The sequence below is a fragment of the Rhodococcus sp. NPDC003322 genome, from assembly GCF_053589555.1.
In genome coordinates, this window is record NZ_JBSFSC010000005.1 from 57,923 (window position 1) to 73,127 (window position 15,205).

14 protein-coding genes are annotated in these 15,205 nt (G+C 70.3%); 4 read left to right on the forward strand and 10 right to left on the reverse strand.

Annotation, left to right across the window (positions count from 1 at the left end):
- Positions 1 to 10: 10 nt before the first annotated feature.
- Entirely contained in the window at positions 11 to 904 is an 894-nt protein-coding gene (locus tag ACWDUM_RS19795; protein ID WP_450135264.1) for a glycoside hydrolase family 25 protein, read from the reverse strand.
- A gap of 88 nt (positions 905 to 992) precedes the next feature.
- Between ACWDUM_RS19795 and ACWDUM_RS19800 the strand changes: the two genes are divergently transcribed.
- Positions 993 to 2,186 (forward strand): DUF4185 domain-containing protein, encoded by a 1,194-nt coding sequence (locus tag ACWDUM_RS19800; RefSeq protein WP_450135265.1) that lies wholly within the window; start codon positions 993 to 995, stop codon positions 2,184 to 2,186.
- Positions 2,183 to 2,353, forward strand: a complete 171-nt coding sequence (locus tag ACWDUM_RS19805; RefSeq protein WP_450135266.1) for a hypothetical protein — start codon at positions 2,183 to 2,185, stop codon at positions 2,351 to 2,353. The genes ACWDUM_RS19800 and ACWDUM_RS19805 overlap by 4 nt, the downstream gene beginning before the upstream one ends.
- A gap of 267 nt (positions 2,354 to 2,620) precedes the next feature.
- Here ACWDUM_RS19805 and pgl read toward each other — a convergent pair whose 3' ends face one another.
- From pgl to tkt, 5 genes are all read right to left on the reverse strand, one after another.
- Positions 2,621 to 3,367 carry a 6-phosphogluconolactonase gene (gene pgl / locus ACWDUM_RS19810; protein WP_450115682.1) on the reverse strand — a complete coding sequence of 249 codons (747 nt, stop codon included), beginning with the start codon at positions 3,365 to 3,367 and terminating at the stop codon, positions 2,621 to 2,623.
- 76 nt (positions 3,368 to 3,443) lie between these two features.
- Positions 3,444 to 4,352: a glucose-6-phosphate dehydrogenase assembly protein OpcA gene (gene opcA / locus ACWDUM_RS19815; protein ID WP_450135267.1), complete on the reverse strand. Its 909-nt coding sequence runs from the start codon at positions 4,350 to 4,352 to the stop codon at positions 3,444 to 3,446.
- Between the two features lie 67 nt (positions 4,353 to 4,419).
- A complete protein-coding gene (gene zwf / locus ACWDUM_RS19820) occupies positions 4,420 to 5,988 on the reverse strand; it encodes a glucose-6-phosphate dehydrogenase (protein ID WP_450115684.1) in 1,569 nt (522 codons plus the stop codon).
- A 3-nt stretch (positions 5,989 to 5,991) separates the two neighbouring features.
- Positions 5,992 to 7,104, reverse strand: a complete 1,113-nt coding sequence (gene tal / locus ACWDUM_RS19825; protein ID WP_450135268.1) for a transaldolase — start codon at positions 7,102 to 7,104, stop codon at positions 5,992 to 5,994.
- Positions 7,105 to 7,109: 5 nt separating this feature from the next.
- Positions 7,110 to 9,212 (reverse strand): transketolase, encoded by a 2,103-nt coding sequence (gene tkt, locus ACWDUM_RS19830; RefSeq protein ID WP_450135269.1) that lies wholly within the window; start codon positions 9,210 to 9,212, stop codon positions 7,110 to 7,112.
- Between the two features lie 404 nt (positions 9,213 to 9,616).
- Here tkt and ACWDUM_RS19835 point away from each other — a divergent pair, with 404 nt between their 5' ends.
- A complete protein-coding gene (locus ACWDUM_RS19835; RefSeq protein WP_450135270.1) occupies positions 9,617 to 10,597 on the forward strand; it encodes a heme o synthase in 981 nt (326 codons plus the stop codon).
- A gap of 75 nt (positions 10,598 to 10,672) precedes the next feature.
- Here ACWDUM_RS19835 and ACWDUM_RS19840 read toward each other — a convergent pair whose 3' ends face one another.
- Positions 10,673 to 11,638, reverse strand: coding sequence for a quinone oxidoreductase family protein (locus ACWDUM_RS19840; RefSeq protein WP_450135271.1), 966 nt, complete (start codon positions 11,636 to 11,638; stop codon positions 10,673 to 10,675).
- Positions 11,639 to 11,671: 33 nt separating this feature from the next.
- On the opposite strand from ACWDUM_RS19840, the gene ACWDUM_RS19845 reads away from it, so the two are divergent.
- Complete coding sequence (locus tag ACWDUM_RS19845) at positions 11,672 to 12,037, forward strand: hypothetical protein (protein WP_450135272.1); 366 nt, start codon at positions 11,672 to 11,674, stop codon at positions 12,035 to 12,037.
- A gap of 84 nt (positions 12,038 to 12,121) precedes the next feature.
- Here ACWDUM_RS19845 and ACWDUM_RS19850 read toward each other — a convergent pair whose 3' ends face one another.
- The 3 genes from ACWDUM_RS19850 to ACWDUM_RS19860 form a co-directional block, all read right to left on the reverse strand.
- Positions 12,122 to 12,610, reverse strand: coding sequence for an SRPBCC family protein (locus ACWDUM_RS19850; protein ID WP_450113796.1), 489 nt, complete (start codon positions 12,608 to 12,610; stop codon positions 12,122 to 12,124).
- Between the two features lie 84 nt (positions 12,611 to 12,694).
- Entirely contained in the window at positions 12,695 to 13,675 is a 981-nt protein-coding gene (locus tag ACWDUM_RS19855; protein WP_450113795.1) for a COX15/CtaA family protein, read from the reverse strand.
- A 93-nt stretch (positions 13,676 to 13,768) separates the two neighbouring features.
- On the reverse strand, positions 13,769 to 15,199 hold the full coding sequence (locus tag ACWDUM_RS19860) for a hypothetical protein (RefSeq protein ID WP_450135668.1): 1,431 nt from the start codon (positions 15,197 to 15,199) through the stop codon (positions 13,769 to 13,771).
- Positions 15,200 to 15,205: the final 6 nt, after the last annotated feature.

Sequence of the window (15,205 nt, forward strand, 5' to 3'; positions counted from 1 at the left end):
CCGGCGCCGCTCACCGCTCGGCCTTGGTGTCGCTGAAACCGGGGATGTTCAGTGCCGCACCGACGGCGGCGATCGCGTCGGTGTCCGTGCGACCACCGGTCTGTGGCCAGCCGCCGAACCGGTGATCCGGGCCGACCAGCTGGTCGAGGATCACCGCGCAGGCGTCGACCAGTGTGCGGTTGCCCAATTGCGGCCAGCCGTTGCCGTTCGGACCCATCAGCTGGGTCCAGATGTCCCTGAGCTGCTGTGCCTGCTCGGGTGTCATGCCGTCCCCCTCCTGTCGCGGTGCGGGTGAGATCAGCGCAGCGAGTTCCTCCCGGGTGCCGCGGAACGCGTCGGCGTCCACCTTCTGACCGGCCACCAGGGCCGACGAAGTGAACTGCAGGATGTCGACGCTCTTGCCGCCGTACCCCGTCCACCGGTAGGAATCGTCCCCGGGGTAGAGCACACTGGCGTAACCGGTCCCGACGACGTAGCTGGACTGGATCAGCCCCGGCACCTGGGACAGGTCGGGCCTGCCGATCTGCTGCCAGTACCAGCGCGGGATGTAGGACAGCGCGACGTGGACGCCGAGGGCGTCGATCGCGTTCGCGACCGCCCAGAACACTTCCATGTCACCGGAATCGGCCTCGAAGTCGAGCATCGCGGGAATCGTGGCGTCGCCGAGGTGCTCGACGAACGTCCGGGCCTGTGCGTCGGCGGAGGAGTCGGCGCGCACGTAGTGGTAGCCCGCGAGGAGCAACCCGTTCGCGCGGGCGGCGTCGCGGAATCCCGGCCATGTGGGATCGCGGTAGTGGATGCCCTCCGACACCTTGGCCCAGACGAATTCGAAGCCCTCGGCGCGGACCGCGGCGAGATCGAGTCCGGCCTGGTAGTTGGAGATGTCGATGCCGTAGAGCGTCATGAGCACTCTCCGTCTGCGGTGGCTGGCGACCGATCGGGTGGTTTCACTATATGGCCCGGCCGGTTCGGGCCGCGCCTAAACTGGGAGCGTGGTCGCGGTGGGCGTACCCAATCCGTTCGATCCGGGCCGGATCACCGGTCCCGGCGTCACCACCCGTTTCGGCTTCGAGGGCACCGACCTGTGCTTCATGTGGCGCAATGCCAAGGGCTACACGCACTCGCTGCACGGGGACACCTTCGACAACCACTGCCCGGAGCCGGGCTGGAACGGCGGCGGCTGGCGCAGTCCGGTGTCGCTGCGGACCTCGAACGCGGACCTGCTGCGTGGCATTCGCTGGGACAACGCGGTCGGTGGCGCTCGCGCAGCGCAGATCATTCCGTATCGGCACGTCACCGAACCGGTGCCGGCGCCGGCGGGCGAGGCGTTCACCCACATCCCGAACAGCGGGCTGCAGTTGCCGAACGGTGACACCGTGGTCAGCACCTTCGCCGTCCGCGACTGGGCCACCGACCCCGCGACCACGACGTGGTCCACGAACTTCGCCGCGCTGTGGGTGTCCCACGACCCCGATGCCGAGTGGTATCAGCCGAGCCCGATCATCACGTTTCCCAGCACCCACCCGTGGTACCGATTCTTCCAGAACCAGTCGATGATCTTGTGGGGCAACCACGTCCACGTCTTCGGTACTCCCGCGGGGCGGTCGAACGACGGCGGCATCCACCTGATGCGACATCACTGGGCCGGGCTCGCGGTCGAGAACGGCTGGGAGTTCTGGGGATACACCGGCGGAGCGTGGCGGTGGGGGCGGCAGTCACCCACGCCGATACTGCTCGCCGCGGACAACTCGGTGCCGGGCAACAAGATCGGCGAACTGAACGCCCAGATCGTCCAGGGTCGGATCGTGTTGATGTACACCGACTACTCGATCGGGTCGACGGTCTCGCGGATCGCGTCGGCGCCGGACGCGCCGTGGACCCCGGCCCAACCCCAGGTGTCCCTGGCCGTGGCACCGCTGCACTACGCGCCCGGCATCCACCCGCTGTCCACCCTTGCCGACGTCCACTTCGGGTTGTCGCAGTGGATCGCGCCGGGCCTGACGCCGCCGACCGGCTTCGTCATGTCCGCGTGCGGCAGTGGCACGCGTCCGTGGTGGGGCCGATCGCGCCCTTCGCCCACTACGCCTCACTCGCCGACAGCGGCGTCGCGCAGGCAGTCGCGCGCCTGTCCGGCGATCCGGGGTCACCTCCGGCGGGCCCGGGTGGCGACGAGCTGGCCGGCGTGAATGAGGCGGATCGGGCTTCGGTGCTCGCCGACCTCGCGTGCGGCGAGGCCGGCGCCGACGAGATGACCGAATGCCTCGCGCTGGTGCGTGCCGGCGAGGCATCGCCGCCGAAGCCCGGTCAGGTGCGACCGGCCGATCGCCGTCGCCGCGGGGGTGCGCGGCCGTGAAGCGTCGGTGTCCGGCCGGAGGCATGCCGGATCGCCCTGGAACCGGGCCGAGGTCCCGCGCGTCCAACTCAGCACAGGATGCGAGAGGGAGTCCCACGATGATCCGGTGCACTGGAACGCACGACTGGCGCGGCGGCGTCCGCGGGCTCGCGACGACGCGGGCGACGCCCCGCAGTCACGCCCTCCTGCACGGCAGGCGGGTGGATCCCACGCCGCGAGAGACGAATCCCCGCCCCACCGACGAGGGAACGGCCGGCGAGTGACCGGTCAGGCCGGCAGGTTCGCCGAGGCCGCCCGGTCGAGGAACCACACGGTCTCCTCCACCCCGAGTGCCCCGGCGGCCGGAATGTCGAGCGGGTTCGCGCCTGCGACCGCCGCGGCCACGGCCTCCGCCTTGTCCGCACCGGCGACCAGCAGCCACACCCGGCGTGCCCGGCGCACAGCGGGCAGCGTCAGCGTGACCCGTTCGGCGGGCGGCTTGGGGGAGTCGGTGATGCCGACCACGAAACGGGTGTCCTCGCGGACCGCGTCGGTGTCGGGGAACAGCGAATTGACGTGTCCCTCACCGCCCATGCCGAGCAGGTGCACGTCGAAGTCGGGGATCGGGCCGCCGTTCGCGTGTGCGGCGAGCAGATGCTCGTAGGCGTGCGCGGCCGCGTCGGGATCGCCGGCGTACGCGCCGTCCCCGTACGGCATCGGGTGCAGCCGCGCCGCCTCGACCGGCACGTGGTCGAGCAGCGCCTCGTGGGCCTGCACCTCGTTCCGGTCCGGATGCCCGGCCGGTACGAAACGCTCGTCACCCCAGAAGACGTCGACCTTCGACCAGTCGATCGCACCGGAATCGGCACGCAGCTTGCGGAGCAGACCGATTCCGTTGCCGCCGCCGGTGAGGACGATCGAGGCGGAGCCGCGCGCGGCCTGCGCCGCGACGATCACGTCGATGAACTTCCGGGCTGCCGCCGAGGTGAGGGCGTCGGCGTCGTCGTACGTCTGCACGGTCACGGAATCAGTCATGGGTCTCACCCTATGTGTTCCGGACCGATCCGTGGAGGACCGTTATCCAGTCGAATGATTATTCCCAGTCGACGGACTATTCGTAGACGACCCGGCCCAGTCCGGCCAGCGCGGCGTGATAGATCTCGTCCGGATCGAGACGGCGCAGGTCCTCGGCGAGGCAGTCGCGGGTTTCCCTGCGCGCCAACGACACCAGCGAATCCGGTGCTCCCGTGCGGCTGAGGGTCGCGGTCTTCCCCGTCTGCGGCCGGCTCAGCGCGATCGTGCCGGTCTCGCGGTGCATCTCGATCCGCAGCTCCCCGGCCAGACGGCGCACCGGGCCGTCGATCCGGCTGGCCAGCCACCCGGCGATCAGGTCGACCGCGGGCTCGGTGGCCAGCCCGGACACCGTCGCCGACAACAGCGGCTCGTGCGGCGGCTGGTCGAGTGCCGAGGTCAGCAGCGCGCGCCACGGGGTGGCTCGCGCCCAGGCCAGGTCGGTGTCGCCCGCGGTGTACGCCTGCAGTCGCGACTTGATGGTCGCCGCCGGGTCGGGGGCTCCGGTCGCGTCGGTGATCCGGCGGATGGCCAACTGTCCCAGAGGATTTCGTGCGGGAACGGCAGGCGGCCTGTCCGGCCACCAGGCCACCACGGGGGTGTCCGGCAGCAGGAACGGGATCACCACGCTGTCCTCGTGTCCGGCGAGCTCACCGTAGAGGCGCAGCACCACGACCTCGGATGCGCCCGCGTCCCCACCGACCCGGATCTGCGCGTCCAGGCGGGACTCGCCGTCCCGGTCCCCGCGGGTCACCACGATGACGCGACACGGGTGCTCGCGGCTCGCCTCGTTGGCGGCCTCGATCACCGACTCTGCGTTCTCGTCGTCGTCGGTGCTCACCACCAGGGTCAGCACCCGGCCCAGGGTGACCGCGCCGCCCGTTTCCCGGAGTTCGACCAGACGCTTGTTGACGGCGCCGGTGGTGGTGGCGGGAATGTCGATGATCACGAGTGGAATTCTCCCATCGTCACGGTCGCCCCCGACAACGTCGTCATGGTCGTGTCCGACGACGTCGTCACGGCCGTCTCCATTCGCGCCCGGTGCGGCGCAGCATCTCCAGTGCCGAATCCGGTCCCCAGGTGCCCGCCTCGTACGGGTCGGGGCGACCGTTCGCCGCCCAGCGCTCGAGCACCGGATCGAGGATCTTCCAGGACAATTCGACCTCGGCGTTCACCGGAAACAGCGACGGTTCGCCGAGGAGCACGTCCAGGATCAGCCGCTCGTACGCCTCGGGGGAGGACTCGGTGAAGGCCTGCCCGTAGCTGAAGTCCATGTTGACGTCCCGGACCTCCATCGAGGATCCGGGCACCTTGGAGCCGAAACGCATCGTGACGCCCTCGTCCGGCTGCACCCGGATCACCAGGGCGTTCTGGCCCAGTTCCTCGGTCATGGTCTGGTCGAAGGGCAGGTGCGGGGCGCGCTTGAACACGACCGCGATCTCGGTCACCCTGCGCCCCAGACGCTTTCCGGTACGGAGGTAGAAGGGGACACCGGCCCAGCGCCGGGTGTCCACCTCGAGGGTGATCGCGGCGAAGGTCTCGGTGGTCGAATCCTTGGAGAAGCCCTCCTCGTCGAGCAGGCCCACCACTTGGCGACCGCCCTGCCAGCCGCCCGCGTACTGGCCGCGGGCGGTGGTCTCGTCCAGGGGTTCGGCGAGCCGGGTCGCCGAGAGCACCTTGATCTTCTCCGCCTGCAGCTCGGACGGTTCGAAGCTGACGGGTTCCTCCATCGCCGTGAACGCGAGCAGCTGCAGGAGATGGTTCTGGATCACGTCACGGGCGGCGCCGATACCGTCGTAGTACCCGGCACGTCCGCCGAGTCCGATGTCCTCGGCCATCGTGATCTGCACGTGGTCCACGTAATGGGCATTCCAGATCGGGTCGAACAGCTGGTTCGCGAACCGCAACGCCAGGATGTTCTGGACCGTCTCCTTGCCCAGGTAGTGATCGATACGGAACACCGAGTCCTCGGGGAAGACCGTGTTCACGACCGCGTTGAGTTCCTTCGCGGATTCCAGGTCGTGACCGAACGGCTTCTCGATGACCACCCGTCGCCACTGGCCCTCGACCGGCTTGGCCAGCCCGGACCTGGACAGCTGCTCGCACACCGTCGGGAAGGCGACGGGCGGAATGGCCAGGTAGAAGGCGTGATTGCCGCTGGTACCGCGCTCGGCGTCGAGCGCGGCCAAGGTGCGAGTCAGCTCGGCGAACGCGGCGTCGTCGTCGAAACTGCCCTGCACGAAGCGGATTCCCTCGGCAAGGCGGTCCCACACCTCTTCCCGGAACTCGGTGCGCGCGTGCTCGCGGACCGCGTCGTGCACGACCTTGCCGAAGTCCTCGTCCGCCCAGTCCCGGCGGGCGAACCCGACCAGGGCGAAACCGGGCGGCAGCAGCCCCCGGTTCGCCAGGTCGTACACCGCGGGCATCAGCTTCTTGCGCGCCAGGTCACCGGTGACCCCGAAGATCACCAGGGAGCACGGGCCCGCGATTCGCGGCAGTCTCTTGTCTCGCTCGTCGCGGAGTGGATTGATCCACGCGTCGGCGGTGCCGGTCCTGCGCTGCGACGCGGTGCCCGTGCTCCCCATCGATCAGGACGCCGCGGTGAGGGACGCGGCGGTGGCCTCGAGGAGTTCGTTCCAGGAGACCTCGAACTTGTCGACGCCCTCGGTCTCGAGCTTGTCGAAGACATCGGTGAGGTCGACGCCCGCGCCGGCGACCGCGTCGAAGACCTGCTGGGACGCCGCGGCGGTCCCGGTGATGGTGTCACCGGTGACGGTGCCGTGATCGGCGACGGCGTCGAGAGTCTTCTCCGGCATGGTGTTCACCGTGTTCGCCGCGACCAGCTCGGTGACGTACAGGGTGTCCGGGTACTCGGGGTTCTTCACACCCGTCGACGCCCACAGCGGACGCTGCACGCGCGCACCGGATTTCGCGAGCTCCGCGAACCGGTCACCGGACTCGAAGACCTCCTGGTAGGCCGCGTACGCGAGGCGGGCGTTGGCCACACCGGCCTTGCCGCGCAGCGCGAGGGCGGCGTCGGTGTCGATCTTCTCCAGCCGGGCGTCGATCTCGGTGTCCACCCGGGACACGAAGAACGACGCGACCGAGTGGATCGTCGACAGGTCGTGCCCGGCGGACTTAGCGGCCTCCAGGCCGGCCAGGTAGGCGTCGATGACCGCCTTGTGCCGCTCCACCGAGAAGATCAGCGTGACGTTGACGCTGATGCCCTCGGCGATCACCCGGGTGATCGCGGGCAGACCCGCGAGGGTGGCCGGGATCTTGATCAGCAGGTTCGGCCGGTCGACGATCTTCCACAGCTCGATCGCCTGCGCGACCGTGCCCTCGGTGTCGTGCGCCAGGCGCGGGTCGACCTCGATCGAGACCCGGCCGTCGACGCCGGCACTGGCCTCGTACTGCGGGGTGAGCAGGTCGCACGCCTCACGGACGTCGTCCGTGGTGAGCGCGCGGACCGTGTCGTCCACGTTCGCGCCGCGGCCGGCGAGCTCGTGCAGCTGTGCCTGGTACTCCGGACCCTTGAGCGCGGCCTGGAAGATCGACGGGTTCGTGGTCACGCCGACGACGGACTTCTCCGCCACCAGCTGCGCCAGGTTGCCCGTCTGGAGGCGTCCACGCGAGAGGTCGTCGAGCCACACCGACACACCGGCGGCCGACAGGTCGGCGAGATTCTGATTCTGTGCCATGGCGATCAGCCCTTCACTCGATCGAGGGTGCGACGGGCCGCGGCGGTGACATTCTCGGCCGTGAACCCGAACTCGCGGAACAGCGTCTTGTGGTCGGCGGAGGCGCCGAAGTGCTCGATGGAGACGGCCTCACCGGCGTCGCCGAGCAGACGCCACCACGGCATCGCGATACCGGCCTCGACGGAGACGCGGGCACGGACGGCGGGCGGCAGCACCTCGTCGCGGTACGCCTGGTCCTGCTGGTTGAACCAGTCGAGGCAGGGGACCGACACCACGCGGGTGCCGATGCCGTCGGCCTCGAGGGCCTTGCGGGCCTCCACGGCCAGGTACAGCTCGGAACCGGACGCGAGCAGGATCACCTGCGGGGTGCCGGTCGAGGAGTCCTCGAGCACGTAGGCGCCGCGCTTGACGCCCTCGACCGCCTTGTCCGCGGTGCCCTCGAGCACGGGGATGTCCTGACGGGTCAGCGCCAGCGCGGTCGGGCCGGTGGTGTTCTCCAGCGCGTACCGCCATGCCTGCGCCGTCTCGTTCGCGTCGCCCGGCCGGATCACCGACATGTTCGGGATGCCGCGCAGCGCCGCGAGGTGCTCGATCGGCTGGTGCGTCGGGCCGTCCTCGCCCAGACCGATCGAGTCGTGCGTCCACACGTAGATCGACGGGACGCCCATCAGCGCGGCCAGTCGGACCGCCGGACGCATGTAGTCGGAGAACACGAGGAACGTGCCGCCGTACGGGCGGGTCGGACCGTGCAGCGCGATGCCGTTGAGGATCGACCCCATCGCGTGCTCGCGGATGCCGAAGTGCAGCGTGCGGCCGTACGGCTGCGCGGTCCAGTCCTTCGTCGAGATCGAGGGCGGGCCGAACGAGTCGGAACCGTCGATGGTGGTGTTGTTGCTGCCCGCGAGGTCGGCGGAACCGCCCCACAGCTCGGGCAGGATCGGACCGAGCGCGTTGAGCACCTTGCTCGACGCCTTGCGGGTCGCGGCGCCCTTCGTGTCCGGCTCCCACGTCGGGAGGACGTCGGTCCATCCCTCGGGGAACGCGCCGGCGTCCAGTCGGTCGAACAGGGCCTTGCGCTCCGGCTCCCGGGCCGCCCAGGCGTCGAACGTCTGCTGCCACTCGGCGTGCGCCGCGGCACCGCGGGCCTTCACCTCACGGGCGTGCGCGAGGGCGGCCGGGTCGACGTCGAAGTTCTTCTCCGGGTCGAAGCCGAGCGCCTTCTTCACACCCGCGACCTCGTCGGCGCCGAGCGCGGCGCCGTGCACGTCGCCGGTGTTCATCTTCGTCGGCGCCGGGTACCCGATGATGGTGCGCAGGACGATGATCGACGGCTTGTCCGTCACGGCCTTCGCGGCCTCGACCGCGTCGAGCATCGCGGAGACGTTCTCGCCGCCCTCGACCCGCTGCACGTGCCAGCCGTACGCCTCGTAACGCTTGGCGACGTCCTCGCCGAACGCGATGTGGGTGTCGTGCTCGATGGAGATCTCGTTGTCGTCGTAGAAGACGATCAGGTTGCCGAGCTGCTGCACGCCGGCGATCGAGGACGCCTCGGAGGTGACGCCCTCCTGCAGGTCGCCGTCGGAGGCGATCACGTACACGTGGTGGTCGAACGGGCTGGTGCCGGCCGGGGCGTCCGGATCGAACAGGCCGCGCTCACGCCGCGCCGCCATCGCCATGCCGACCGCCGACGCCAGGCCCTGGCCGAGCGGACCGGTGGTGATCTCGACGCCGGTGGTGTGCCCGTACTCGGGGTGGCCCGGGGTCAGCGAACCCCAGGTGCGCAGCGACTCGAGGTCGGACAGCTCGAGGCCGTAACCCGACAGGTACAGCTGCAGGTAGAGGGTGAGGCTGGAGTGCCCGCAGGACAGGACGAAGCGGTCGCGACCGACCCACTCGGCGTCCGAGGGGTCGTGGCGCATGACGCGCTGGAAGAGGGTGTAGGCGAGGGGCGCGAGGCTCATCGCGGTGCCGGGATGGCCGTTGCCGACCTTCTGCACGGCGTCGGCGGCGAGGACACGTGCGGTGTCGACCGCCTTGGTGTCCAGGTCGGTCCAGTCGGCGGGATGCACGGGCTGGGTGAGGACGCGGATCTCGTCTGTGGTCGACACGAGCTTGAAGTCTCCTGACATCGGTGAGCGGCACGGTGACGGCGGGACGAACGATGGGTGCGGTGGACCCGACGTCGGTTCCGACACACCAGCGTAGTGCCGACCCAACCCTAGTGCTCGTGCGCGTGCCGGTCGATCCGGCGTCCGTCCTGCGCGTCGGGAGTGTCGCGGTCGCGGTGGGTGTCCGATTCGGACCATTCGACCCGTGCCCGGTTCGGTTCTGCTCGGCGAGCCGTCTACCATCGGGTGTAGTAGTGCTCGGGTCCCCGGTCGCGGCGCAGCGATCGCGGCTGCCCCATGATCCGGTGGACCACTGAAGCGGTAGTCGTACGCGCGGCGCCGGCCCCTGTGGGTCGAGCCAGTCAACCGGGCCCATCGGCGGGGCCCGAGAAGTAGGAGTAACGGTGCGGATAGTGGAGCGTGGCGGACACGGTCTCGCTGGTGCCCCCGATGCCACCCCCGCCAGTGGGTCGGACTCCCTCTGGGGTCGAATCTCCGGGACGCTCCTCGCGTACCTGGCGTTGACCAAGCCTCGGGTCATCGAACTCCTGCTCGTCGCGACGATCCCGGCGATGCTCCTCGCGGACCGCGGCACCGTCGACTTCCCGCTCATCCTGGCGACGCTGTTCGGCGGCTGGATGGGCGCCGCGAGCGCGAACACCCTCAACTGCGTGGTCGACGCCGACATCGACAAGGTGATGAAGCGCACGGCCCGGCGCCCGCTGGCTCGGATGGCGGTGCCCACGTCGCACGCACTGATCTTCGGCCTTGCCCTTGGTGTCGCGTCCTTCGGATGGCTGTGGTGGGCGACGTACCCGCTGGCCGCGATCTTGATCGCGCTGACCATCGCGTTCTACGTACTCGTCTACACCATGGTGCTCAAGCGGCGGACCTGGCAGAACGTCATCTGGGGCGGCGCCGCAGGCTGCATGCCCGTGATGGTCGGCTGGGCTGCGGTCACCGGCAGCCTCAGCTGGGAACCGATCGTCCTGTTCCTGGTGATCTTCTTCTGGACGCCGCCGCACACCTGGGCAATGGCCATGCGGTACAAGGAGGACTACAAGGCCGCGGGCGTGCCGATGCTCCCGGTTATCGCGACCGAGGAACGCGTCACCAAGCAGATCCTCGTCTACACCTGGCTGACCGTACTGACCACACTGGTCCTGGTGCCCGCCGCGGGCGTCATCTACGCGGCGGTTGCGCTGGTCGCCGGTGCCTGGTTCCTGCTGATGGCGCACCAGCTCTACACCGGCGTGCGCCGTGGTGAGCAGGTCAAGCCCCTGCGCCTGTTCCTGCAGTCGAACAACTACCTCGCCGTCGTCTGCCTCGGTCTTGCCATCGACTCGGTCCTCGGCTGGGACACGATCGCCAGCTTCTTCTCCTGACCCGACACCGTCGGGCGGGTGACAAGGACCGTTCGGGTCCTCCGGGAACCCGAACGGTCCTTCACTCTTTCCCGGTCACGGCACCAGGACGATCGATCCGGTCGTCTTGCGGGCCTGCAGGTCGCGGTGCGCCTGCGCGGCGTCGGCGAGACGGTGGGTCGCGCCGACCCGGATCGTGAGCGTGCCGTCGGCGATCGCGGCGAACACGTCCCCGGACCGCCACAGGAGCTCCTCGCGGTCCCGGGTGTAGTGCGCAAGCGTGGGCCGGGTCAGGAACAGCGAGCCGGCGGCGTTGAGGCGCTGCGGGTCGAACGGCGGCACCGGTCCGCTGGCCGCCCCGAAGAGGGCAAGGGTGCCACGGATCCTCAGCGACGCCAGGCTGGCCTCGAACGTGTCGGCGCCGACACCGTCGTACACGGCCGCGACGCCCTCGCCGCCGGTGAGTGCGCGAACCTGCTCGGCCAGATCGGCGCCGTAGCGCAGCACCTCGGCGGCCCCGCACTCGCGCGAGAGCGCCGCCTTCTCGTCGGTCGACACCGTGGTGATCACCCGCACCCCGTGCGCGGTGGCGAGCTGCGTCAGGATCTGGCCGACGCCGCCGGCGCCCGCGTGCACGAGCACCGTGTCACCGGGCTGCGCCGGGTACACCGAGTGCAGCAGGTAGTGCGCGGTCATGCCCTGCAGCAGCGCCGACGCGGCCTGCGGGGCGGGGACGCCGTCCGGGACCGGGACGGCCTTCGCGGCCGGGACCACGACCAGCTCCGCGTAACTCGACGGCGCGTCGGACCATGCCACGCGGTCACCGGGTCGCAGGTCCGTGACATTCGAGCCGACCGCCTCGATCACGCCGGTGCCCTCGGCGCCGGCGACGTACGGCAGGTCGATCGCGTACGCGCCGGTGCGGAAATAGGTGTCGATGTAGTTGACGCCGATCGCCTCGGTGCGGACCAGCACTTCGTTCTCACCCGGAACCGGGTCCGGGATCTCGGTGTACTGCAGGACGTCGGGGCCGCCGAACTCGGCGACGGTGATTGCGCGCATGGCGATGATTCTGCCCTGTCGTATCCTGAGCGCATGAGTGTGGACACCCAGGATTCCGGCGCGGCCGCCCCGTCCGTCGTCGCACCGCCGCGGACCGTCACCGCGGTGCGCAATTTTGTCGCCGAGCACGGCGGCTCCGCCACCGCTGTCGTACAGCCGATCGGTCTGGACGGCGTCCGGATCACCCTCGTTGGCGCTGACGGCGTCCTCGGCGACCAGGTCGTCGACGACCTCGCCACCGCGAAGGCCGTCGTTGCTGCGGTCGAGGGTCTCGGCACCTCCGGCTGGGAGCGCTCGGTCACCAGCATCGTCACCCCGCGGGTCGGCCACTGGCAGAAGATGGCCGGCTGGGTTGCCAACCAGACTCGTTTCCCGAAGGCCCGCAACGGCCTCGGCTGACCCTTCCGCGGCGCACACGAATCGGGCCGGCTCACCGTCAGGGTGAGCCGGCCCGACGTCTTTGTGTCGGCTGGAGAGAGAAGGTCAGCCGGCGAGCTGCTTGAGCACTGCCAGGTTGGCCGTCATCCCGTCGCGCCACACCGACATCCGGTGATCGAGGATCGCGGCCTCCCGGTCCGGGTGCCGGTCGATGAAGTCGGCGAGCGGCGACCGCCCGGTGCCCACCTTGGCCCACTGCCGGACGAGGGCGCCGTCACCGTCGGAGTCGACCTCGAAACCCCAGTGGGCGAACGGCTCGTCCGCCGGACCCACCCGCCACACCCAGCGTCGGCCGTCCTCGACCTCGACGACCTCCGACTCGGTGTGCCACTCGCCCATCTGCGCGTTCGCGTTGTACCCGCGGAACCGGGCGCCGACGGCGACGACGGTCGCGCCGTCCAGCCACTCCGTCCGCTGCAGTTCGCCGTCGGCGCGGGTCGGCAGATCGATGTCGATCACCAGTGTCCAGGCACGCTCCGGGCTGCAGGTCAGACGTTCGGTGACCTCGACGGTCGGGGTGTCGCGCAGACGCATGACGGCTCCTTCGGCTCTCGATTCGGTGGGTGACGCGTGCCGAATGCTATGCCGAGCCGATTCGCGATCAGGAGCGGGTGCCGGTCAGTCGACGGTGACGCCGGTGGCGGCCGGCGTGGCCGGTGTGGGCGCGGGTTCGCGGACCCGGCCCGCGGCGTAGAGGGCCGCGGTCGCGGCGGTGCACGCACCGGCCAGGGCGACGTGGATGGTCACCAGGACGGCGGGGACGTGCGTCCAGAACTGGACCAGGCCGACGCAGGCCTGCAGGGCGACGAGGGCGACGACCACCTTCATGCGCAGCTTCACCGCGTCGCGCGCCCCGACCGCGTACAGCGCGAACCCGAGGCCGACCAGCAGCGCCAGGTAGCCGACCAGAAGTTCGGCGTGCAGATGCACGAGGTTGGTGATGTCCAGGCCGAGGCGCTCGACGGTGCGTTCGGGATTCTTGTCACCGGCGTGCGGTCCGGCGCCGGTGACCATCGTGCCCGCGACCAGGGTGCCGGCCAGCGCCACCCCGGACAGCGCGGTCAGCCAGCGCAGCTGCCTGGGCAGCACGATCACGTCGACGCCGTCGTCCGGCTGGTCGATCTTGTGGAACAGGATCACGGACAGCCACACCATCGCCATCGACACCAGCATGTGCACGGCGACGGTCCACCACAGCAGTCCGGTGAGCACAGTGATGCCCCCGATCACCGCCTGCAGCACCGTCGACAGCGGCATCAGCCACGCGTAGAACAGCACCTCGCGCCGACGGGCGGCCCGGGTCACCGCGATGACCGCCGCCGCCGCGGTCGCGATCACCAGGAACGTGAGCAGTCGGTTGCCGAACTCGACGGCCTGGTGAAACCACGGCGCGGTCGAGTTGCCGGTCGGGACGAAGCTGCCCGGGTGACACTGCGGCCAGGTGGTGCAGCCGAGGCCGGACGCGGTGACCCGGACCACCGAGCCGGTGACCGCGATGCCGCCCTGCGACAGGATCACCGCGAACGCGATCCACTTCTGGACCGCCAGGGAGGGCAGGGGGAGACGGTTGACCAGGCTCACGAAGCCGCGATACAGCACGGGTCCGATGGTAGAGCCCGGTCAACTACACGGTGTCGTTGGGGCGGCTCGCCGCCGTGTCGTTGGGGCGGCTCGCCGCGGTCGTTGGGGCGGTCAGCTCCCCGAACTGCCCGCGCTGCCGATGCTGCCGCTGTCGCCTGCCCGGACCCGGACCAGCCCGGTGATCGTGCCCTGCAGGTAGTCGCCCCGCGAGGTGATCAGCGCCGACATCTGCAGGGTGTCGTTGGCGATGGTGCCGGGCTGACCGGACTCGGAGACGACGGCGCCGGTGGCGGGGTCGATCACCGCGAACGCGAATCCGTCGAGGGGAGTCGTGTTCGGCTGCCCCTTCCGGACCACCGTGTACAGGTTGCCGTCCGCGGTCGACAGGTGCGGAACCGCCGAGCTGCGCACCGCGTTGTCCCACACCACGTGGCAGCCGGAACCGTCGATGTCCACCCGGGTCATGCCGCCGGTGAACGGCGCGGACGACGGCACCGCCGGACCGGCACCGTCCGGCACCGTCGGGTACGGATACCCGTAGGTACCCGCCACGAACACCGAGTTGCCGACGCCGATCGGGGAGTTCTCACTGCCCGGGCCTCCGGTGGCCAGTACCGGCGCCTGGCACACCTCGTCGCCGGTGTCGGCGCGGCGCACGATCAGATTCACCCGGGTGTCCGCGTTGTCGACGATCGCGACGTACTCGTGGCCGGTGCCGGGGCCGAAGAAGGTCGGCGTCGAGCCGGTGCCCCAACTGAGCTGGCCCGGCTTGCGGGCGGACCCGCGATCGTAGGTGTGCCGCCAGTCGATCGTCGGGGCGGCGTCCGCACCCGCGGACAGCTGGTACAGGGCGTGGGTGGTGGCCACGGACACCCCGGTGGGGGAGCTGGAGATGCTGTTCTGCACCTGCTCGCCAGCGGGCAGCCGGAGGGTGCGTGCGGTCCCGGCCGGATCGAGCGTGCCCACCACGCCGCCTCCGGTGGCGAACCAGACGTTGCCGGACCAGTCCGGAACCAGGCCGGTCACCGCGTCGCCGTCGGGAACCGCTCCGGACAGGTCGACCGTGGAGTCGACGAACAGGGCGTCGGCGGTGTGGCCGATGCGCTGCAGCTGCCGGTTGCCGTCGACGGCGACGAGGCGGTTCTGATCGTCGAGGAAGGCGTAGACGCCGCCGAGCAGGCTGCCTTTCGCCAGCTCAAGTGATGCCACCGACCGGGAATTGCCTGCGTCGAGCAGATGGACCGTCGGCTTCCGGCCGAGGACGGCGGTGCACAACGCGACCACCCGCCCGTCGGACCCCTCGAGCAGGGTCGGGCACGCGGACAGCAGCGGGATCTCGGTGGCCCCGACCGCTCCGGTGCCGGGGCCGGCGAGCGGGGTGGCATCGGACGACCCGGCGTCCCCGTGCATGGTGGCCGTGCCGACCGGTCCCAGGTGCGGGTTCGGCGGCGCCAGCGGCCCCCAGGCCGGCTGTGCGAGCGCGGGAGGGGCCGTGACCGCGAGGGTGACGGCGGCGAGGAGCGGGACGAGGGTCGGGCGCATGATCGG

What these genes read in the sequence shown, in the direction of transcription:
- ACWDUM_RS19795 (WP_450135264.1), bottom strand. Translation starts at nt 904, where the DNA reads ATGACGCTCTACGGCATCGACATCTCCAACTACCAGGCCGGACTCGAT.
- pgl (WP_450115682.1), bottom strand. Translation starts at nt 3,367, where the DNA reads ATGACTGATTCCGTGACCGTGCAGACGTACGACGACGCCGACGCCCTC.
- zwf (WP_450115684.1), bottom strand. Translation starts at nt 5,988, where the DNA reads ATGGGGAGCACGGGCACCGCGTCGCAGCGCAGGACCGGCACCGCCGAC.
- tal (WP_450135268.1), bottom strand. Translation starts at nt 7,104, where the DNA reads ATGGCACAGAATCAGAATCTCGCCGACCTGTCGGCCGCCGGTGTGTCG.
- ACWDUM_RS19840 (WP_450135271.1), bottom strand. Translation starts at nt 11,638, where the DNA reads ATGCGCGCAATCACCGTCGCCGAGTTCGGCGGCCCCGACGTCCTGCAG.
- ACWDUM_RS19845 (WP_450135272.1), top strand. Translation starts at nt 11,672, where the DNA reads ATGAGTGTGGACACCCAGGATTCCGGCGCGGCCGCCCCGTCCGTCGTC.
- ACWDUM_RS19850 (WP_450113796.1), bottom strand. Translation starts at nt 12,610, where the DNA reads ATGCGTCTGCGCGACACCCCGACCGTCGAGGTCACCGAACGTCTGACC.
- ACWDUM_RS19860 (WP_450135668.1), bottom strand. Translation starts at nt 15,199, where the DNA reads ATGCGCCCGACCCTCGTCCCGCTCCTCGCCGCCGTCACCCTCGCGGTC.